The sequence below is a fragment of the Streptococcus sp. WM07 genome (assembly GCF_004570525.1).
GTDB lineage: Bacteria > Bacillota > Bacilli > Lactobacillales > Streptococcaceae > Streptococcus.
Map to the genome: position 1 here is coordinate 1 of NZ_SPPZ01000017.1, position 20730 is coordinate 20730.

Sequence of the window (20730 nt, forward strand, 5' to 3'; positions counted from 1 at the left end):
AATCACATAAATTTATCCTAGTGAACGAGCGAGAATCTACCATATCAATCTCCATCCTGATGATTTATAAGATTAGTATAGCTAGATTTCTAGTTCGGTTAAAGATACCTTGTTATTGGGCGCTTACCAAGAATCTCTAGATGTTTTGGATGTACTTGTGTCTCGGCTCTCAGCTTACTTTCAAAAGCAATGTTGCTTTTTCTAGATATACTAAAAATCCTACTGAAGTAGACAGTACAAATACATGAAGTACTGTCTATTTCAGTAGGACTGTATTAAACTTCCTAGTTTTTTCAGTTGCAAAAATAAAGAGCAGTGGTACAATTTTACTATGAGCAAGGAATTAATTGAGAATAAATTGGCACTATTGCCAACAAGTCCCGGCTGCTATCTCCATAAGAACCAGCAGGGAACCATTATTTATGTTGGTAAAGCTAAGAATTTACGGAATCGTGTTCGTTCCTATTTCAGAGGGAGTCACGATACTAAGACAGAGGCTCTTATTTCTGAAATTGCCGATTTTGAATTTATTGTAACGGAATCCAATATTGAAGCCTTATTGCTTGAGATTAATCTTATTAAAGAGAATCGTCCTAAGTACAATATTATGCTAAAGGATGATAAGTCCTATCCCTTTATTAAAATTACAAATGACTATTATCCACGCCTGATAACAACCCGTCAGGTTAAAAAAGATGGTGCTATGTATTTTGGTCCCTATCCAGATGTGGGAGCAGCGAATGAAATTAAGAAGCTTTTGGATCGGATTTTTCCCTTCAAAAAATGTAGTAATCCAGCTGATAAGGTCTGTTTTTATTATCACCTACATCAGTGTGATGCCCACACAATAACCGGCTATACGCATCAACATTTTATGGATATGGCCCAAGAAGTTTCCGACTTTTTAAAGGGGCAGGATGATAAAATTTTGGACGAATTAAAAGTTAAGATGGAGACCGCAGCGCAAGATTTGGAATTTGAGAGGGCAGCTGAATATCGAGACCTTTTACAAGCCATCGCTACATTACGTACCAAACAACGGGTTATGGCTAAAGATTTACAAAATCGAGATGTCTTTGGTTATGCTGTTCATCAAGGATGGATGTGTGTCCAAGTCTTTTTTGTACGACAGGGGAAACTGATAGAGAGGGATGTGAGTCTTTTTCCTTATTACAATGACGCAGAGGAAGATTTCTTAACCTATTTAGGTCAGTTTTATCAAGAGACCAATCATCTTATCCCAAATGAGATTCTGTTACCAAAAGATGTGGATTTAGAATCAGCCCAAGCCTTGGTAGAGACTAAAATTCGTCAACCCCAGAGAGGGGAAAAGAAGCAACTAGTGAGTCTAGCGAGTAAAAATGCACGGGTTTCACTCCAGCAAAAGTTTGATCTACTTGAAAAGAATTTTGAGAAAACCCAAGGAGCAGTCGAGAATTTGGGACGTGTGTTGGGAATTTCCACGCCTTATAGAATTGAGGCTTTTGATAATTCCAATATTATGGGAACAAGCCCGGTTTCAGCCATGGTGGTTTTTATCAATGGAGTTGCCAGTAAGAAAGATTATCGCAAATACAAAATCAAAACTGTCGAGGGACCGGACGATTACGCCAGTATGCGAGAGGTACTCAGAAGACGTTATAGTCGGGTGATTCGGGAAAATCTTCCGAAACCAGATTTGATTATTATGGATGGAGGGCAAGGTCAGGTTTCGGTGGCTAAAGAAATTGTTCATGGTGAATTGGGCCTCTCTATCCCCATTGCTGGTCTAAAGAAAAATGATCGTCATCAAACCCATGAACTACTTTTTGGTGACCCACTGGAAGTGGTGGAACTTGGTCGTCAGTCGCAAGAGTTTTTCCTCTTACATCGTATTCAGGATGAGGTCCATCGTTTTGCTATTACCTTTCACCGCCAAGTTCGAAGTAAGAATTCTTTCTCATCTAGGCTGGACGGTATTGAAGGACTTGGTCCTAAACGGAAACAAGTCTTGCTTAAACATTTTAAAAGTATCCCGAAAATCCAAGCAGCTAGTTTAGAAGAGATTCAAGCTCTTGGTATACCTCAGGTCGTTGCCCAGCGTGTTAAAGACAAATTAGCGGATAAGGTAGAGGATAAAGAGAATTAACTGTCTTAAAGACCTTAGTTTTTTATGGCAGAATTCCATAGTTTTCAAAGAAGTGGTAGAATAGAAAGTAAAGGAGAAATATATGCCTATAGTAGATTTTCAAAAAGAAGTTGAATTGCGCAAAGAGGATTTATTGAGAGATTTGTTTAGTCTCTTGGAAATTAACTCTGAGCGGAGAGATGACCTAGCAGATGCTGAACATCCCTTTGGACCTGGTCCTGTTGCAGCTCTGAAACATTTTCTTTCCTTAGCGGAACGAGATGGCTACTCTACTTTAAATGTGGATAATTATGCCGGCCACTTTGAATATGGGGAAGGAGAAGAGGTTCTTGGCATTTTTGCCCATATGGATGTTGTGCCAGCTGGGAGTGGTTGGGAGACAGACCCCTACAAACCGATTATTAAAGATGGCCGACTCTACGCGCGTGGGTCTAGTGATGACAAGGGACCAACAATGGCTTGTTATTATGGTTTGAAAATTATTAAGGAGCTTGGTCTTCCTACTTCTAAAAAAGTCCGCTTTGTAGTAGGGACAGATGAAGAATCTGGTTGGGCAGATATGGACTATTATTTTGAGCATGTCGGTCTTCCAGAGCCTGATTTTGGATTTTCACCTGATGCTGAATTTCCAATTATCAATGGTGAAAAAGGAAATATCACTGCTTATCTCCATTATCATGGCCAGCAAGAAGAAGGTCTTGAACTGTTGCTTTTCAAGGGAGGGCTCCGTGAGAACATGGTTCCTGAAGCAGCTACGGCTGTGATTAAAGCGGCACCTGAATCAATGGCTCAAGATTTTAAACATTATTTACAAGAAGTTGGCTTGAAGGGCCAAGTTCGAGAAGTAGAGTCTGGTTTAGAGTTGGAGTTAATTGGAAAATCTGCTCATGGTGCCTCCCCTCACCTTGGTGTCAATGGAGCGACCTATTTAGCTGCCTTTTTGGCAAATTATTCTTTTACAGGAATTGCAAAAGCATATCTAGACTTGGCTGGTCATATATTGAAAGATGACCATGACGCACGTGCTCTTGGCTTGAATTTTGTAGATGATCGTATGGGAGCATTGTCTATGAATGCAGGTATTTTTCATTTTGAAAAAGACTCAGATCAAAGTCATATCGCTTTAAATTTCCGTTATCCGCAAGGAGTGACACCAGAAATGATTCAAACCAAATTGGCACAAGTATCTGGAGTAGAAGTAACTCTTTCTCAGCATGGACATACTCCTCACTATGTTCCAGCTGAAGATCCACTTGTGCAGACCCTTCTTTCAGTTTATGAAAAACATACAGGTTTGGAAGGGCATGAAAAAGTAATTGGTGGTGGAACGTTCGGTCGACTCTTGAAACGAGGAGTTGCTTATGGGGCTATGTTCCCAGGTTATACTGATACAATGCACCAAGCGAATGAATTTATTGAAGTGGATGATCTTTTCCGTGCTGCAGCTATTTATGCTGAAGCGATTTATGAATTGATTCGTTAAGCTGTCAGCTCTACATAAATAATGAGGCTGGATAAAAAGTCTTAAAAATAGAAAACAGCTTAGAATTACGTCATTAAAACGTTGATTCTAAGCTGTTTTATCTATTCAAATTTCAAGTGAAGCCGGAAATTATTAGTTTTTCTCAGCCTCATTACTGTTGCCGATAGAGATGGTAGGCGAATTCGTCTACCTTTTTTTTGTTTTTCTTAGAGAGTTTGAGATAGATATTAAAAATATCCTTGGGGTCAATCAGATAGGTATCTTCAACTGATAGAATTTTGGACAATTGCAACACTTGTTGATAGGTTGGAATCTGTGCTCCCGATTCCCACTGGACATATAAAGACCGTGGAATAGCCAGGATTTGATAGATATCTTCTTGACGAAGGTTCAATTCTAAGCGACGTTTTTTTAATTTTTTACTATCAAACATAGAGCTACTCCCACTTTATTTTTCCATTACTATAGCAAAATTTAAGGGTAAATACAATAAAAATATAGCTTGTTTTAGAAAAAAGGATTATGATTTTTTTCATGTCCGATAGAAGTGCTGGGACCGTGACCTGGAAAGACCAAGTAATGATCTGGGAGAGGGAATAGCTGTTGCCGAATGGAGTTTAGTAGCTGTTCTTGATTTCCAGTTGGAAGGTCCCAACGACCTATCGTTTCCTTAAAAAGACAGTCCCCTGTTAAAACTGCTTCCTCCTCATCCCAAACCAGAGAGATTCCCCCTATGGAATGTCCTGGGGTAGCAAGAACTCTAAAAGAGAAATCTTGTAAGACGAGTTCCTTATCAGTCTCAAATGTAACTTCCGCAGGTTGGCAGATGATAGTTGGTAAATCCTGATGTCGCTCTAAGCCTGATAAATTTTTAATTGGTTCTTGAAGCCAATCAGCTTCAAGAGGTGAGACATAGACAGGCGGATTTTGATAGCGGTTGCGAATTTCCTCCAGGGAAAAAATATGGTCATAGTGGGTGTGGGTTAAAAAGATAGCAATTAGGGGTTTATTGATTCGTTGTAATTGCATTAGAATTTGTTGCAAATCACTCCCAGGATCGACCAAGATTACAGAAGTTTGAGATTCTAAGTAATAGGTATTTTCTCCAGCAAGTGCATTAAAGGATTGGTGAATTGGCATGGTATCCTCCTTTCCCAATTAGTATACCATGCCAAGGGTATATTCTACCTTAAAGATTACAGAGAAAATCTGACATTCTAGAAAATTTTGACCAATTTCAACTCTACTGCTATAATGTTTCATGTACTAAAATGAAAGATGGAGGAAGAGAATGAATACTCTACCAAATTGTCCAAAATGTAACTCTGAATATGTCTATGAAGATGGTATTCTTTTGGTTTGCCCTGAATGTGCTTATGAATGGGATCCAAATGTTGAAGTAGAAGAAGGTGTGGTTGCCCTCGATGCGAACGGAGTAAAACTGACTGATGGGGATACAGTGACCCTAATCAAAGACCTAAAAGTTAAAGGGGCTCCGAAAGATTTGAAACAGGGAACCAAAGTGAAAAATATCCGCTTGGTTGAAGGCGACCACAATATCGATTGTAAAATTGATGGTTTTGGAGCCATGAAGTTGAAATCTGAATTTGTGAAAAAAGTCTAATGGCTAGTCGAAGAAAAATAATCCTATTTTATCGACTCCTCTTACTAATCCTTTCAACAATTGGCATTAGTTTGGAGCTCCTCGAAGATGGTTGGGGAATGTTGCTCTATTATACGGTTCAATCTAATATTCTTGTTTGGGGATTTCTTTACGCTACTTTGTGGACTTGGAATCAGAAACGAACTCAGAATTTTTATCGGCTTAAGGCCGGTGTGACAATGGCTATCTTAATCACTTTTGTAGTCTACCACATCCTCTTATCACCAAGTGTTTCGTCAGAAGATTTTTATACCTTGAAAAATCTTCTTGTGCATTATGTGGTACCTCTAGCTTTTGTCGCAGATACCTTAATTTGGGATCAGGGTGGACAATACCGTCTGGTAGATCCTTGGCTTTGGACCTTGTTTCCGATTTATTACTTAGCTTTTGCTTTGGTGAATGGCTTAGTTCTGAAATGGCCGATTCCAGGGGCTAAACACAGTCCTTTCGCTTATTTCTTTTTAGATGTTACGGAATATGGTTGGACCTATGTATTTCAGTATGCAGTTTTTATTTTTCTAGCTTATCTGCTTGTAGGCTATCTCTTATTTGTTTTAAAAAATAAAATGAGGAAGAAAGCCGATAAGATTGTATAATGTCTTGCAAAAAAGACTAAAAGATGCTACTCTAGTTTAAGAAAAATTTCCTTTAATTCTGTCCTGTGAGGCAGACAAGGAGAGTCAGATGGAAGAAACTGAGTACAGTTTATTTTGTGGAGCCTCCTTGAATAAGGAGGCTTTTAGTTTTGAAAAAAGGAGAATTGAGTCATGCGGGTCAAGGAAGTGGTCGATGATGTAACACTTAAACGTGCAATCACACGGATTATCTACGAAATCATGGAACGCAATAAGGATTTGGACCAAGTTGTCTTAGTAGGAATTAAACGTAGAGGGGTCTATTTGGCCAAACGTATTCAAGAACGCTTAGAACAGTTGGAAGGGATTCAAATTCCTCTGGGTGAATTGGACACTCATCCTTTTCGAGATGACCAAAAAGGGGGAGAAGATACCTCCTATATTCCGTTTGATGTTGATAAACGAAATATTATTTTAGTGGATGATGTTCTCTATACAGGAAGGACAATTCGAGCAGCCATTGATGCCCTCATTAATCGTGGTAGACCTAATAAGGTTTCCTTGGCAGTTCTCGTGGATCGAGGACATCGGGAACTACCGATTCGGCCCGACTATGTTGGAAAAAATATTCCAACTAGTTCCAAGGAGAAAATTTCGGTTCAGTTGAGTGAATTGGATGGACAAGATTGTGTGCTGCTAAGTGAGGGGGAATAAAATGGCTCAGAAAACGAGGTCTGAGCGATGGGTGAGGCCTCGGATAAGTAGTTGTCCGAGCCTACCCTGGCAAGAGCTTTTTGCCCAACCAGTTTTATTAGAATCTACGATTGAGGTAGCCTATGTCTAAGCCAGTCGTTCTAATTACGGGAGCTTCCAGTGGGATAGGAGAAGCGACGGCAAGACATTTGGCTCAACAAGGATCCTTGGACCTTGTCTTAGTTGCAAGAAATCAACAAAAATTAGATCAGTTGGCCCAGGAACTATCCTCTGAGCATGCAGTTGATGTTGTCGTCCATCCTTTCGATTTGACACAAGTCGATGCAATTTCAGAATGCTTACAGGTAGCCCTTCAGCATTTCGGTCGATTAGATGTAGTATTGCATGTAGCTGGAGCTGCTGATTTTAAGGCTGCATTAGATTTTACACCACAAGAAGTAGAAAGAGAATTTCAACTGAATACTTTATCTGGAATTCGGTTATCACAGGTAGCTGCTCAACAGATGTTACAGCAAGGTGGTGGTAAAATTATCATTGTAGCTTCTATGTCTGGAAAATTACCGACACCTCAGTCTTCTGTATATGCAGCAAGCAAGAGTGCGATGATGACTTATGCAGCAGTATTGGGAATGGAATTGGAGGATTCTGGTGTCCAAGTAACAGTTGTGAATCCAGGACCTGTTAAAACTGCGTTTTTTGATCATAGTCCTGCCATGCAGACTTATATTCAAAATGTAGAGCGATTTGCCCTAGAAGCTCATCAGGTAGCTAAACTCCTAGCAGAGTTGGTATGGCAAACGAAAAAGCTACCTTATGAGGTGAATTTACCTTTTGCCATGCGTCTAGCCTATCTGGGACATCGTATGTGTCCAAGACTAGCTCGCTGGCTGACACTACGCTTCGCAAATTTTAAATAAGAGTTACGAATGAACTAAATGGAGGGAGGTAAGTGATGACAAAAAGACTACTGATTTTGGAAAATGGGCAGGTCTTTGAGGGGAGTCCTTTAGGAGCAGATCAGGATGTTACAGGTAGTATCGTATTGTCACATCATACAAGTGGTCATCAGGAAATTATTTCCAATCAAACCTATAGTGGACAACTTTTGACCTTCACTTATCCGCGAGTGGGCAATACAGGTTTTCAGCGTGAACTAGATGAGTCCCTTCAGCCTTCCTGTCGTGCCGTTATTGTAGCGGACTATCGTCGCAAGGGCTCCTTTTGGAAACAGGAGCAAGATCTTGATGAGTACCTCAAAGCTAAGGGAATTACGGGGATTCAGGGGGTAGACACCCGTGCTTTGGCCCGAATATTAACCAAACAAGGCCCGATGAAGGCTACGATTGCTGATGAAGGAGATAGTCTACATCATATCTTGGATCAACTCGTAGCAACAGTTTTACCCAAGGATGATGCTCGGCAAGCCTCCACAAGAGATCCATTCCCTGTTCCAGGAGTGGGGAAAAATATTGTTCTCTTAGATTTTGGTGTTAAGCATTCTTTGTTAAGAGAATTGTCCAAGCGGGAGAGCAATCTTATTGTCTTACCGTTTGACACCTCTCTTGAACGAATTCTTCTGTACCAACCAGATGCGATCGTTTTATCGAGTGGTCCAGGAAATCCTCGTTATTTAGCAAGTCAGGATTTATTGGAGAAATTGTTGCGTCTGCAAGAGACCTATCCAATGTTAGCTATCGGCTTGGGACATCTGCTTTTAGCTTTAGCCAATCAAGCAGATGTAGCTGACCTTCCCTATGGAGAGACGGGGAAACAAGCCTTGTATGAGCCCTTAACCAATCAAGTTACTATTGCAGATTACCACCATCATTACCCGATCAAAAGGAAGAATTTTCCCAAGCATCTATTAGCTACCCATATAACCTTAGATCAAGATTATGTTATGGGGTATCGTCATCGTTGGCGCCCGGTTATCTCTGTTCAGTTCTCGCCAGAAGGATCACCAGGCCCTCATGATTTTAGATATTTGATGGATGAATTTTTCACCTTATTGGAGTAAGGAGGATTTGAATGAAGAAGCTAGTCTTGACACCAAGGGAATTGAATCAGAACCAAGAACGAACGTTGAATCGTCTATTGCAAAAGCATAAAAATTGGATTCATCATTCTTTTGAAAATTTAGAGAACTTACTTCAAGCTTTAGTGGAGCAACCGGATTATACAATTGTTCCTCTGTTTTTAGATCGTGATTTAATTGATGTTCTGATCGAAGTGCAAAAATTAGAAGCTTGGACGCAGATGAAGGATCGCTGGCATATTTATCCCGCTAAATCTTTAGAGTATCTTCTACATCCAGAATTATTTCAGGCACAATTGAAGCAATTAGATTTGAATATGACGAATAGTCAGTTGATTTACGGATGGGAAGATTTGAAGGAACGTTTGCAAGAACTCTCTTTCCCTGTTCTTCTGCGAGACTCTCTTCAAATGCATGGTCAAGAGCCGATGACAGTTTCCAATACGGAGGAACTTTTAGCTGCCTATGAACATTTCCAAGACCTAGTGTTGCCTCTTCCTTATTATATAGAGAGTCCAATGAAAAGCTTACGGGAGATTGAGCTAGTATTGGTACGCGATTCATTTGACTCTAGCTTTATTGTAGGGACTGCAGAACATATTGAACCAGTTGGGCAACACCGAGAAGATGCGACGCTTGTTTTTCCCGCTCAGACATTGTCAGATTCCGACTTACAATTTTTAAGAAATTATTCGATTCGTCTTGCTAGAGGACTTCGTTTACAAGGATTTATCTCCTTACGTTTTGCATGGAATCCAGATAAAAAGCAAGCCTTTTTATTACAAGTTGGTTTGGGTTTAAATGATAGTGCCTTGATGATGAGTCAAATTTTACGCTTACCGATGGCAGAGCTAATGTTGCATATTTTGGAAGGTCAGTCGCTTCAAACGATGCCGAGTTGGAAGGCAGGTGAGCCGGCTATGGATTATTTAGTAGCTCGCTTTCCACTAGACTTTCACCATCCCCGGTTGCTAACTGGAGCTTTACGACGGCAGTCGACAGGACAATTTTATGCTTATGCCCGTAATTTAGAAGCAGTTCTTTTGAAAGGTTTAGCGGTATTAGAGGCGAGATTGGAGCATCCTCTGGAGCGAATGAGTGAGGAAGACCTAGTGGACCATCTTGTTCGTCAACAATCGGATCGTTTGCTATATCTTTTGGAGGGGCTGCGAAGGGGATTGACAGCTTCTTACATTCAAGGACTAACCCATATCGATCCGCTATTTTTAGAAGCCCTAGAGTCTGTTGTAGCCTTAGAAGAACGATTGGTTCAAAATCCTGGGGATTTAACGTTACTGAGACAAGCTAAGGTTGTAGGTCTATCGGATTTGCGGATTGCTAAGTTATGGGATGAAGCAGAGGAGACGATTTGGGAATTGCGTGTGTCAGAAGGCATTCTCCCGACGTATAAGGAAATTGAGGGATGGGTTGGTTTTACCACAGCTTATTACTCGAGTTATGAACTAGAAAATGAGGCTGAGCCAAGTATTCATCCAAGTACGGTTTTTCTTTACTCAGATCAAGATCCTTGGTTAGGACAAGAACTTTGGAAGGAATCTATCTTAGTCGGTAGCAATAGCCCTTTGGAGGCTGGCATGAAGCAATATTTGGAACCCTTAAGTCCAGAATTAATTGATCAAGTATTGTTGTTGGAGAAACCTGATAAACTTTACGGTAGCCCAGAAATTCGAAGCTTGAAGTTACGTCCTCTGTATACTCACCAAGGCTTTGATTAAAAAAGTAAAAGCTGTCAAGTTTTTTTTCTTGACAGCTTTTTAAGAAGGTGTTAGAATAACTATTGTTGAGTTTCCTTAACAAAAGAAAAAGTTTAGAAAAGAGAATTTATAAAATGGCAGTTAAAATTCGTTTGACTCGTATGGGTTCTAAAAAGAAACCTTTCTACCGTATCAATGTTGCAGATTCACTTGCTCCACGTGATGGACGTTTCATCGAAACAGTCGGAACTTATAACCCACTTGTTGAAGAAAATCAAGTGACTCTTAAAGAAGAGCGCGTTTTAGCATGGTTGGCTAATGGTGCACAACCATCTGATACAGTACGTAACATTCTTTCAAAAGCTGGAATCATGCAGAAATTCCACGAGTCAAAATACTCTAAATAAAGGTTAGCTTATGGACACGATTGAAAATCTCATTATTGCAATTGTGAAACCCTTGATTTCACATCCAGATCAATTGACTATCCGTATCGAAGATACGCCTGAGTTTCTGGAGTATCATTTGGACTTGCATCCATTAGATGTAGGACGTGTAATCGGTCGGAAAGGTCGGACTATCTCAGCGATAAGGACGATTGTTTATTCGGTCCCAATCGATTCAAAAAAAGTTCGGATTGTCATTGATGAGCAAGACTAATCTTGCTTGAATCAGTTCGAATCTTTGAAGAAGCTACTTTGCTGGGACCACGGTCCCAGCTTTTTTATTCAAATTGGAGAGAATAGATGGAATATCTAAATGTTGGAACCATTGTCAATACCCAAGGTTTACAGGGGGAAATGCGGGTTCTATCAGTAACCGATTTTTCAGAAGAACGCTTTAAAAAAGGAAGTCAGTTAGCTCTATTTGATCCCAAGGGTCAATTTGTTCAGATGGTAGAGATTCATAGCCATCGTAAAGTCAAACAATTCGATATCATTAAATTTAAGGGAATGTACCACATCAATGATATTGAGAAATATAAAACCTATACATTAAAAATTGCGGTTGAAGATTTGAGTGACTTAGAAGAAGGAGCCTTTTACTACCATGAAATTATTGGCCTTCCAGTCTATGAAAATGAAGAATTTCTAGGGGAAATCAAGGAAATTTTACAACCTGGTGCCAATGATGTCTGGGTCGTGAAAAGAAAAGGAAAGAATGATCTACTCCTACCTTATATCCCATCAGTAGTCCTAGAGGTAGATTTGGAAGCTGGTCGGGTACTGGTTGAGATACCGGAAGGATTGGATGATGAAAATTGATATTTTGACCCTTTTTCCGGAAATGTTTTCGCCTTTGGAGCACTCCATTGTGGGGAAAGCTAGGGATAAAGGTCTTTTGGAGATAACTTACCATAATTTTCGGGAATCAGCAGAGAAAGCTCGTCATGTTGATGATGAGCCGTATGGAGGAGGTCAGGGGATGTTACTTCGGGCTCAACCCATTTATGATGCTATTGAAGGAATCCAAGGTCGCGAACAGGCACGGGTGATTCTTTTGGATCCTGCTGGTCGTTCTTTTGACCAAACCTATGCAGAGGAACTCTCTAAAGAAGAGCGGCTTATTTTTATTTGTGGGCATTACGAGGGCTATGATGAGCGGATTAAGCCCTTGGTGACTGATGAAATTTCCTTGGGAGATTATGTCTTAACAGGAGGAGAATTGGCGGCCATGACTATTATTGATGCCACTGTCCGTCTTGTTCCACAAGTTATTGGCAAAGAAAGTAGTCATACAGATGATAGTTTCTCATCAGGCCTCTTAGAATATCCTCAGTATACACGCCCTTATGATTTCCGAGGGATGACTGTACCTGACGTTTTAATGAGTGGACACCATGAGCATATCCGTCAATGGCGTCTGTTCCAAAGTTTGAAAAAAACCTTGAATAGACGACCAGATTTATTAGAAGGCTATGACTTATCCAAGGAAGAAGAGAAATTTTTGCAGCTTATCAAAGAAAATCGAGAAATCGATGAATTCTTTTAAGGAATTCCTTGACAAGGCTCCTAGTGTTCTGTATAATATAATAGATTTTAACTTGAAGGGAGTGAGATGGAATGTCAAAAACAGTGGTACGTAAGAATGAATCATTAGATGATGCACTTCGTCGATTCAAGCGTGCGGTTACTAAAGCTGGTACTCTTCAAGAAACACGTAAACGTGAATTCTATGAAAAACCTTCTGTAAAACGTAAACGTAAATCAGAAGCAGCTCGTAAACGTAAGAAATTCTAATAGTGAAAGCAGTCCTTTGGGATTGCTTTTTTCTGCTATTCATTGCAAAAAAAGTTGGAACCTAGGTCCCAACTGATTGAATCTTATTATTTTTTCTCAAGAAGAGCTTTGATATCTTGAAGTAATTCAACTTCAGATGGTCCAGCTTCTTCTTCTTCTTCTTCTTCAGCATTTTTAGCACCAAATGCTTGTGCTTTTTCAACAGCTTTCACTACGAAGAAGAGAACTGTACCGATGATCAAGAAATTAATGATGGCACTTAGGAAGTTACCGTATGCAATACCATTCCAAGAAAGGTCAGCGATTTTTTCAACTTGAGCTGCTTTCAAAGCTGGATTCAAGAAGAGAGGTGTCAATACATCTTCTACCAAAGAAGTAATAATTTGTCCAAAAGCAGCCCCGATAATAACGGCTACAGCAAGGTCAACAACATTTCCACGTAAGAGGAAATCTTTCAATTCTTTTAACATCAGAATCTCCATTCTTTTATTTGATACGAATTCATTATAGCTAACTAAGATTAAAAAAACAATGAATTTGCTTGATTTTTTAAGAGAAAACAAGGAATGGTATGTTTTACAAAAGTTGCTATTTAGGATAAAATGAAGGAATAGTAGTCGGAAGGAGGGCATATGGTTTCAACACAAGAGATTCAAGATTTAAAGAATCGTGTGAACATTGTGGATATTATCGGAGATTACCTTCCACTGACCAAGGCTGGCCGTAATTATTTGGGACTTTGTCCTTTTCATGGAGAAAAAACGCCTTCTTTTAACGTCAACCAGGAAAAGCAATTTTACCATTGTTTTGGTTGTGGCAAGTCAGGAGATGTCTTCCGTTTTATTGAAGAAATCGATGGAATTCCTTTTATGGAAGCTGTTGCCAAGGTGGCACAGTTTAATGGAGAAACCATTGACGTTTCTTTTGCAAGACAAACGAAAGCCAAGCCACCTTCTATTGAAGGAGACTTGATAGCTCTGCACCAAGAAGCTGCGACATTTTACCAAGCGATTTTGCTGACATCGACTATGGGGAAAGAAGCGCTAGCTTATTTGGAAGCACGTGGCCTGTCTCGCAAGGATATTGAATATTTTGGAATTGGATTAGCACCTGCTAGAGGAAGTTTTCTTTATGATCGGGTGAGTCAAAAATTTGATTTTGCGGAAGACCGCTATTTAGATTCAGGTCTCTTTCATATTGAGCAGAATCGTTTGGTTGATTCGTTTTATGATCGTATCATGTTTCCTTTAACGAATGTGAAGGGTCAAGTTATTGGTTTCTCCGGTCGGATTTTTGGAAATTCCTCAGACCAACAGGCTAAATACAAAAATAGCCGACGGACTAAGATTTTTAATAAGAGTTTTGAATTCTATCATTTGAATCAAGCACTTCCTCACATTAAGAAGAGTAAAGAAGTTTATCTAACGGAAGGATTTATGGATGTCATTGCTGCTTATCGTGCAGGTGTTCCTAATGTCATCGCAACGATGGGGACAGCCTTGACTTCCGAACATGTCCAACGTTTACGGGCTTATAACCCGACTGTGATTCTAGCTTATGATGGAGATGATGCCGGACAGGCAGCTATTGAGAAATCCATTCAAGAATTAAAAGGTTTTTCAGTAGAGGTTGTACGCTTTTCCCAAGGGATGGATCCGGATGAATTTCTTCAAGCGCATTCTCCAGGAGAGTTGCGTTCCTGCTTGGAGGAGACTCGTATGGATTCCGTTGAGTTTTTGATGGACTATTACCGTCCGGCAAACCTTCAAGGAGTTCAAGCTCAATTAGCTTATGTTGAGCAGTTGGTTCCCTATATTGCAAGTCTACCGACCGATTTACTGAGAGAAGTTTATATCAGGAAGCTAATCCAAGAGGCTCCAGCTTTTGATCAAATCCAAGTGGAGCAGTTAGTCGCTAAAGCTCGTGTTCAAGGAGCAGCTGGCTCAGTGAATCAGGTGCGAATAGCTCCGGTAGAGATACCGATAAGTCTTCCTCAGAGTAGGTTAATTCATACCGAGAGGCAGCTGCTTCATCGCTTCATCCACCATAGCTCCCTATTAAATGAATTTCGTTTTTTGGAAAATTTTCACTTTGTTGAAAAAGATCATGAAGATCTCTATCAACTATTGTTAAAAAAAGGGCAATTAACCAGCAAAGATTTGGATGAAGAGACCGAAGAAATCAATCGCTTATGGTATCAAATTCTAGAAATGAATTTACCTCCTCAAATTGGGGATGAGGAGATTGAGCAATTATTACAAACCCAAGAATTAGAAAAGTATAGACAAAAAAATAAAGAAATTGTTAAGACGATTCAAGCAGCCTCGCAGCTTGGACAGCATGATCAGGCTGCACTTGATTTAAATGAACTAATTGCCCAAAAAAGAAAAATGGAGTAAGGAATGGCTAAAAAACAAAAAGAAGTAACAACATTAGATGTTCAAATAGCAGATTTTATTCGGAATCATAAGCTTTCCGGAACTGCAACAGATGAAGAAATTAATAGCTCTCTTATAATTCCTTTTAGTTTAGATGCTGATGGGATTGATAATCTTTTGCAACGAATTCAAGATGCAGGTATTGCAATCACTGATAAAGATGGAAATCCGAGCCAACGTGTTTTGGCAGCCGAGGAAGAGGAAAAGGATTTGTCGGATGAGGAGTTGCTTGGAAGCAATTCAGCTAAGGTCAACGATCCTGTCCGGATGTATTTGAAAGAAATTGGGGTTGTGCCTCTTTTAACAAATGACGAAGAACAAGAATTAGCTATTTTAGTGGAACAAGGTGACTTAGAGGCTAAGCAACGCTTAGCTGAAGCCAATCTACGTTTAGTCGTGTCCATTGCAAAACGCTACGTAGGACGTGGTATGCAATTCCTAGATTTGATTCAGGAAGGAAATATGGGCTTGATGAAAGCGGTGGATAAGTTTGATCATACCAAAGGCTTTAAATTTTCGACTTATGCAACTTGGTGGATTCGCCAAGCCATTACTCGGGCCATTGCAGATCAAGCAAGAACCATTCGGATTCCAGTGCATATGGTTGAAACAATTAATAAACTGGTCCGAGAGCAACGGACATTGCTTCAAGAATTAGGGCAGGATCCTACTCCAGAACAAATTGCTGAACGCATGGATATGACGCCAGATAAGGTTCGTGAAATTTTGAAAATTGCTCAGGAACCGGTCTCACTTGAAACTCCAATTGGAGAAGAAGACGACAGCCATTTGGGAGATTTTATTGAAGATGAGGTCATTGAAAATCCAGTTGATTATACGACCCGTGTTGTCCTTCGTGAACAATTGGATGAAGTCTTAGATACGCTTACAGACAGAGAAGAGAATGTACTCCGTCTTCGTTTTGGTTTAGATGATGGCAAAATGCGCACACTTGAGGATGTTGGTAAAGTTTTCAATGTTACTCGCGAACGGATTCGTCAAATTGAAGCAAAAGCCTTGCGTAAACTTCGACAACCAAGTCGTTCAAAACCACTGCGTGACTTTATTGAAGATTAGGGAGAATCCATGGTTTATACAGAAGTAAAAGTGGAAGAAATTAAAACCAAGATTCTTCATGCCTTGGAAGAGGTCATGGATCCAGAATTAGGGATTGATATTGTAAATTTGGGTCTAGTCTATGAAATTCGATTTGAGCCAGAAACAGGTCATACGGAAATTGATATGACCTTAACGACGATGGGATGTCCTTTAGCAGACTTATTAACCTCACAGATCTATGATGTTCTTCGACCACTTGAAGAGGTTCAGAAAGTAGATGTCAAGCTTGTTTGGTATCCAGCTTGGACAGTTGAAAAAATGAGTCGTTACGCACGGATTGCATTGGGGATTAAATAAGAAATGAGGAGGGAGCAGAAAGGAATTCTGACACTTGCAACAGTTTTGTTTTCTAACTCCCCCACGGTTTATTAAATCAGATAGAGACGGCTCATAGAGTTAGTAGATTGTATTGACTAAAAGAGAGTAAGGTCTTTCTAGAACACAGGGGTGATTGTTGCTTGGTTCAATCACCCCTGTGTCACATATTTATGACTCATTAACATTTTGAGGTTGCAGCTTGAGCTCAGCCTCTTTTTTGATGCTAGATGTTGGGGTATACCTAGCTATTGTTTAATATGTAAGTTCATTCTCCTAAACAAAGGCACTAGATATAGTATAAAAATTCAAAACAACACCAGATATTGATTTTTTGTTTGTGAAGTGATACACTAGTTCTATTCGTAAAAAGGAGGATTATTAGATGAAGAATCGTGTAGACAATTTGCAACGCTTAACTGTGAAGAAGCGTGATGGTCGATCGATTGCTTTTGACTTTCAAAAGTTATTTCTAAGCCTCGAACGTAGTAATCAAGACTTGGAAAGACTTTTGTCCCAGCAGGACTTCCTGGAAGTCCTGCAAGGTTTAGAAGAGAGGTTCTTGCAGTTGGATGGAGATGTCCTTTCTGCGGTAGATCTTCGACAATTGGTGGTAGACTTTCTCTTAAATGTGAAACAAGAAGAGCTACTTGCGGCTTACCAATTGTATGCGGAGAAAAAAGAGCAAGAGCGCTTAGAGTCCCTAGACATCAATCAAGCCATTTATAAGCTCTTAGATCAAGATAGTCATTTGGTCAATGAAAATGCAAATAAGGATGCGGAAGTTTTCAACACTCAAAGAGATTTGACAGCAGGTGTTGTCGGAAAAGCTATTGGCCTGAAACTTTTACCGCCACATATAGCGAATGCCCACCAAAAAGGACTGATTCATTTTCATGATTTGGATTATAGCCCCTATACTCCTATGACCAATTGTTGTTTAATTGATTTTGAAGGAATGTTTGCGAAGGGCTTTAAAATTGGAAATGCAGAGGTTGAGCCCCCTAAATCTATTCAAACAGCAACTGCACAAATTTCTCAAATTATTGCCAATGTTTCCTCCAGTCAGTATGGCGGCTGTTCTGCAGATCGAATTGATCAAATTCTAGCTCCTTATGCGGAACTCAATTATCAGAAGCATCTGAAAGATGCAAAGGAATGGGTTCAGGAAGGAAAGTTAGAACATTATGCCCGTGTAAAAACGAAAAAAGATATTTATGATGCCATGCAATCTTTAGAGTATGAAATTAATACTCTCTTTACCTCCAATGGACAGACTCCTTTTACATCACTTGGATTTGGCTTGGGTAGATCTTGGTTTGAAAGGGAAATTCAGAAAGCAATTTTGAATATTCGCATCCAGGGCTTGGGACGAGAAGGGCGAACAGCTATCTTTCCTAAGTTGATTTTTACCTTAAAAAAAGGATTGAACTTAGAGCCAGGAAGCCCCAACTATGATATTAAGGAGTTAGCCCTGGAATGTGCGACCAAGCGTATGTATCCGGATATTCTGTCTTATGATAGGATTGTGGATTTAACCGGTTCCTTTAAGGTCCCTATGGGGTGCCGTTCTTTTCTCCAAGGTTGGAAAGATGAGCAAGGAATAGAAGTGAACGCTGGACGGATGAATCTTGGTGTGGTTACTGTCAATTTACCTAGAATTGCCTTGGAAACCAGTAGTGATAAAGCTGCTTTTTGGAAACTCTTTCGTGAGCGAATGGAACTTGCCAAAGATGCTTTGGTGTATCGAATTAAGAGGGTTAAGGAGGCAAGTCCGGCTAATGCGCCTATTCTCTATCAATTTGGTGCTTTCGGGAAACGCTTAGCACGGGAAGATTCTGTGGATCAGGTATTTCGAAATTGCAGAGCCACTATTTCCCTTGGATATATTGGTCTGTATGAAGTAGCGAGTGTTTTTTATGGTGGAGACTGGGAAGATAATCCAGAAGCGAAAACATTTACCTTGGATATTATTCGTGAGATGAAATCCTTGACCGAGACCTGGTCAGAGATATACGGCTATCATTTTTCAATTTATTCAACTCCATCTGAAAGTTTAACAGATCGCTTTTGTCGTTTAGATACTGAAAAATTTGGCCTCATTGAAAATGTGACCGATAAAGAATATTACACAAACAGTTTTCATTATGATGTGCGGAAAAATCCAACTCCTTTTGAAAAATTAGATTTTGAAAAAGATTATCCAGCAGCCGGGGCAACAGGTGGCTTTATTCATTATTGTGAATACCCTGTTCTCCAACAAAATCCTAAAGCCTTAGAAGCAGTTTGGGATTACGCTTATGATCGGGTTGGTTATTTAGGGACCAATACTCCTATTGACCATTGTTACGCCTGTGATTTTTCTGGCGATTTTGAACCAACTGAGAAGGGATTTCGCTGTCCTTCTTGTGGCATGACAGATCCTAAAATGGTTGATGTAGTAAAGCGAACTTGTGGTTATTTAGGGAATCCGCAGGCTAGACCCATGGTTCGAGGGCGACACAAGGAGATTACAGCCCGTGTGAAACACATGAATGGCTCAAGTCTTTAATAAGGGGGACTTATGAAAAATCCAAAAGCCCAAGAATGGAGAAGTGAGGAACTGAGTCAAGGTCGTATTATGGATTACAAGGCCTTTAACTTTGTAGATGGAGAAGGAGTTCGCTGTTCTCTCTATGTTAGCGGTTGTCTTTTTCATTGTTCTGGTTGTTACAATGTCGCAACTTGGTCCTTCTCTGCAGGAATCCCTTATACTTTGGATCTAGAAGAACAGATCATGGAAGATCTTGCCCAACCGTATGTTCAAGGCCTAACGCTTTTAGGTGGAGAACCCTTTCTGAACACCGGAATTATCCTACCTCTAGTTAAGCGAATTCGAAATGAATTACCAACCAAAGATATCTGGTCTTGGACAGGCTATACATGGGAGGAACTTGCCCTTGAAACACCTGACAAGTTGGAACTTTTGAAGCATATCGACATCTTGGTTGATGGACGTTATGATATGAGTAAACGAAATATGGCTCTTCAATTTAGAGGCTCATCCAATCAACGAATCATAGATGTCCCCAAGTCACTTGCAGCGAAGCAGATTATACTTTGGGAAAACTTAAGGGAGTAGCAATTCCACTAGTTTCCTGTTGGAGGCTGACTTTTCTCGTATTAGAGAAGTCATTAAAGAGATTATCATACAAGCTAAAGGTTCCATTGATTCTCTAACGCTAACCGCCCTGGATTTGGGGTGGTTTTTCTTAGTTTGATCTACAACAAAATGAAACATAATGATTATTTTTTACAGTCGGAATTACAGTCGGACTTTTTCAAAAAGTTATAGAAAGTTATAAGAAGGAATTAAGAAGGAAAATAGAAAAACCTTGATTTCTCAAGGTTTTCAAGAAGTTATAAGAAGTTTTAGAAACTTACAAGAAGTTAAGATGGAGCCGGTGGGAGTCGAACCCACGTCCAAACACCTGCCAACATATTTGTCTACAACCATAGGCTATGTCTTCATTTAACAGTTACTCCACACATAGCTCAAGTGAAGTAGCTGCGAGCCTATTCATCTCTTATGAAAGTACTAGGCTGACTTTCATCGTAGCTTGCTAATAATAAGACCGCGGTTTAACACAAGCAATCAAACCTTGGTCACGCCTGCTGGTTTTTAGGCAGCTAGAGCGTAAGAAGTGTTATTTTTTGCAGTTATATTTAACTGGCATTTTTACATCTGCCGATGAGTCGCAAAATATGCCTCATAATGCCTGTCGAATCCGTAACGACCCCTTACATTACTTGATAAGTATACCATTCTTTCACTTGAAAAGCTAGAAAAAACCACGATGTTAACTGACATTTTTTTGAAAAAAAGCTTGCACCTGTTTGAAAATGTGGTATACTTATTAGGTCAGTAAATATGGAAGATTACTCAAGAGGCTTAAGAGGCCGTGTTGGAAACGCGGTAGGCGTGTAACAGCGTGCGTGGGTTCGAATCCCATGTCTTCCGTATATTTTAGAGGGTACTATCCCTCTTTTTTTTTATTGATTTTTGAATAGATAGACGATAAAAAGAGGATGGAGAATTTCCAACCTCTTTTGATTAGTGGGATACGCGTTTGCGGGCAGCTTTTTTGCGATTTTCTTCGATAAAAGCAGCTTTTTGTTCTTCAGGTTCAATGATGGTTTTGTGGACTGCGTAAACAGCTCCTGCAACAGCAGCTACAGTTCCTGCAATTCCTGTCAAAAGACCTTTACCAAAATTATTTGCCATAAGTCTATCTCCTTTTTCTGTGTTATAATATATGGTACAGA

Annotated in this window: 22 protein-coding genes, 1 tRNA gene and 1 other RNA gene; 19 read left to right on the top strand and 5 right to left on the bottom strand. The window is 39.9% G+C overall.

What is annotated here, in order from left to right; all coding sequences use genetic code 11:
• Positions 1-331 precede the first annotated feature (331 nt).
• On the top strand, positions 332-2128 hold the full coding sequence (uvrC, locus tag E4T71_RS03335; protein WP_135036802.1) for an excinuclease ABC subunit UvrC: 1797 nt from the start codon (positions 332-334) through the stop codon (positions 2126-2128).
• 82 nt (positions 2129-2210) lie between these two features.
• Entirely contained in the window at positions 2211-3611 is a 1401-nt protein-coding gene (gene pepV, locus E4T71_RS03340; RefSeq protein WP_135036805.1) for a dipeptidase PepV, read from the top strand.
• Positions 3612-3762: 151 nt separating this feature from the next.
• Here pepV and E4T71_RS03345 read toward each other — a convergent pair whose 3' ends face one another.
• Both E4T71_RS03345 and E4T71_RS03350 read right to left on the bottom strand, forming a co-directional pair.
• Entirely contained in the window at positions 3763-4044 is a 282-nt protein-coding gene (locus E4T71_RS03345; RefSeq protein WP_135036808.1) for a helix-turn-helix domain-containing protein, read from the bottom strand.
• Between the two features lie 74 nt (positions 4045-4118).
• Positions 4119-4751: an MBL fold metallo-hydrolase gene (locus tag E4T71_RS03350; protein WP_135036811.1), complete on the bottom strand. Its 633-nt coding sequence runs from the start codon at positions 4749-4751 to the stop codon at positions 4119-4121.
• Between the two features lie 151 nt (positions 4752-4902).
• On the opposite strand from E4T71_RS03350, the gene E4T71_RS03355 reads away from it, so the two are divergent.
• The 11 genes from E4T71_RS03355 to rpsU all read left to right on the top strand — a co-directional run bounded on the left by E4T71_RS03355 (position 4903) and on the right by rpsU (position 12553).
• The gene (locus tag E4T71_RS03355) at positions 4903-5235 is read left to right on the top strand and encodes a zinc ribbon domain-containing protein YjdM (protein WP_135036813.1); all 333 of its coding nucleotides are present in this window, start codon (positions 4903-4905) and stop codon (positions 5233-5235) included.
• A complete protein-coding gene (locus tag E4T71_RS03360; RefSeq protein WP_135036816.1) occupies positions 5235-5870 on the top strand; it encodes a Pr6Pr family membrane protein in 636 nt (211 codons plus the stop codon). Before E4T71_RS03355 ends, E4T71_RS03360 begins: the two co-directional genes overlap by 1 nt.
• A gap of 171 nt (positions 5871-6041) precedes the next feature.
• On the top strand, positions 6042-6563 hold the full coding sequence (gene pyrR, locus E4T71_RS03365; RefSeq protein ID WP_135036819.1) for a bifunctional pyr operon transcriptional regulator/uracil phosphoribosyltransferase PyrR: 522 nt from the start codon (positions 6042-6044) through the stop codon (positions 6561-6563).
• 122 nt (positions 6564-6685) lie between these two features.
• The gene (locus E4T71_RS03370; RefSeq protein WP_135036822.1) at positions 6686-7480 is read left to right on the top strand and encodes an SDR family oxidoreductase; all 795 of its coding nucleotides are present in this window, start codon (positions 6686-6688) and stop codon (positions 7478-7480) included.
• Positions 7481-7515: 35 nt separating this feature from the next.
• Entirely contained in the window at positions 7516-8580 is a 1065-nt protein-coding gene (locus E4T71_RS03375; RefSeq protein ID WP_135036825.1) for a carbamoyl phosphate synthase small subunit, read from the top strand.
• A gap of 11 nt (positions 8581-8591) precedes the next feature.
• A complete protein-coding gene (locus E4T71_RS03380) occupies positions 8592-10334 on the top strand; it encodes a hypothetical protein (RefSeq protein ID WP_135036828.1) in 1743 nt (580 codons plus the stop codon).
• 113 nt (positions 10335-10447) lie between these two features.
• Positions 10448-10720 (top strand): 30S ribosomal protein S16, encoded by a 273-nt coding sequence (gene rpsP, locus E4T71_RS03385; RefSeq protein WP_135036831.1) that lies wholly within the window; start codon positions 10448-10450, stop codon positions 10718-10720.
• A gap of 10 nt (positions 10721-10730) precedes the next feature.
• Positions 10731-10973: a KH domain-containing protein gene (locus E4T71_RS03390; protein WP_135036834.1), complete on the top strand. Its 243-nt coding sequence runs from the start codon at positions 10731-10733 to the stop codon at positions 10971-10973.
• Positions 10974-11059: 86 nt separating this feature from the next.
• Positions 11060-11578, top strand: coding sequence for a ribosome maturation factor RimM (gene rimM, locus E4T71_RS03395; protein WP_135036837.1), 519 nt, complete (start codon positions 11060-11062; stop codon positions 11576-11578).
• Positions 11568-12305, top strand: a complete 738-nt coding sequence (gene trmD, locus E4T71_RS03400; protein WP_135036878.1) for a tRNA (guanosine(37)-N1)-methyltransferase TrmD — start codon at positions 11568-11570, stop codon at positions 12303-12305. Before rimM ends, trmD begins: the two co-directional genes overlap by 11 nt.
• A gap of 71 nt (positions 12306-12376) precedes the next feature.
• Positions 12377-12553 (top strand): 30S ribosomal protein S21, encoded by a 177-nt coding sequence (gene rpsU / locus E4T71_RS03405; RefSeq protein WP_000048054.1) that lies wholly within the window; start codon positions 12377-12379, stop codon positions 12551-12553.
• 86 nt (positions 12554-12639) lie between these two features.
• On the opposite strand, the gene mscL is transcribed toward rpsU, so the two are convergent.
• Positions 12640-13023, bottom strand: a complete 384-nt coding sequence (gene mscL / locus E4T71_RS03410; protein WP_135036840.1) for a large conductance mechanosensitive channel protein MscL — start codon at positions 13021-13023, stop codon at positions 12640-12642.
• Positions 13024-13185: 162 nt separating this feature from the next.
• On the opposite strand from mscL, the gene dnaG reads away from it, so the two are divergent.
• From dnaG to nrdG, 5 genes are all read left to right on the top strand, one after another.
• On the top strand, positions 13186-14952 hold the full coding sequence (gene dnaG / locus E4T71_RS03415; protein ID WP_135036843.1) for a DNA primase: 1767 nt from the start codon (positions 13186-13188) through the stop codon (positions 14950-14952).
• 3 nt (positions 14953-14955) lie between these two features.
• Positions 14956-16068, top strand: a complete 1113-nt coding sequence (gene rpoD / locus E4T71_RS03420) for an RNA polymerase sigma factor RpoD (protein WP_135036846.1) — start codon at positions 14956-14958, stop codon at positions 16066-16068.
• A 9-nt stretch (positions 16069-16077) separates the two neighbouring features.
• Complete coding sequence (locus E4T71_RS03425) at positions 16078-16407, top strand: metal-sulfur cluster assembly factor (protein ID WP_135036849.1); 330 nt, start codon at positions 16078-16080, stop codon at positions 16405-16407.
• Positions 16408-16810: 403 nt separating this feature from the next.
• Positions 16811-18976: an anaerobic ribonucleoside-triphosphate reductase gene (gene nrdD, locus E4T71_RS03430; protein ID WP_135036852.1), complete on the top strand. Its 2166-nt coding sequence runs from the start codon at positions 16811-16813 to the stop codon at positions 18974-18976.
• A gap of 12 nt (positions 18977-18988) precedes the next feature.
• Positions 18989-19546, top strand: coding sequence for an anaerobic ribonucleoside-triphosphate reductase activating protein (gene nrdG / locus E4T71_RS03435; protein ID WP_135036854.1), 558 nt, complete (start codon positions 18989-18991; stop codon positions 19544-19546).
• 311 nt (positions 19547-19857) lie between these two features.
• Here nrdG and ssrA read toward each other — a convergent pair.
• Positions 19858-20205: a transfer-messenger RNA gene (gene ssrA / locus E4T71_RS03440) on the bottom strand.
• A gap of 132 nt (positions 20206-20337) precedes the next feature.
• Here ssrA and E4T71_RS03445 point away from each other — a divergent pair.
• Positions 20338-20425 (top strand) — tRNA-Ser (locus E4T71_RS03445).
• A 93-nt stretch (positions 20426-20518) separates the two neighbouring features.
• Here the strand turns inward: E4T71_RS03445 and E4T71_RS03450 are convergent.
• The gene (locus tag E4T71_RS03450; protein WP_135036857.1) at positions 20519-20689 is read right to left on the bottom strand and encodes a DUF3042 family protein; all 171 of its coding nucleotides are present in this window, start codon (positions 20687-20689) and stop codon (positions 20519-20521) included.
• Positions 20690-20730 lie beyond the last annotated feature (41 nt).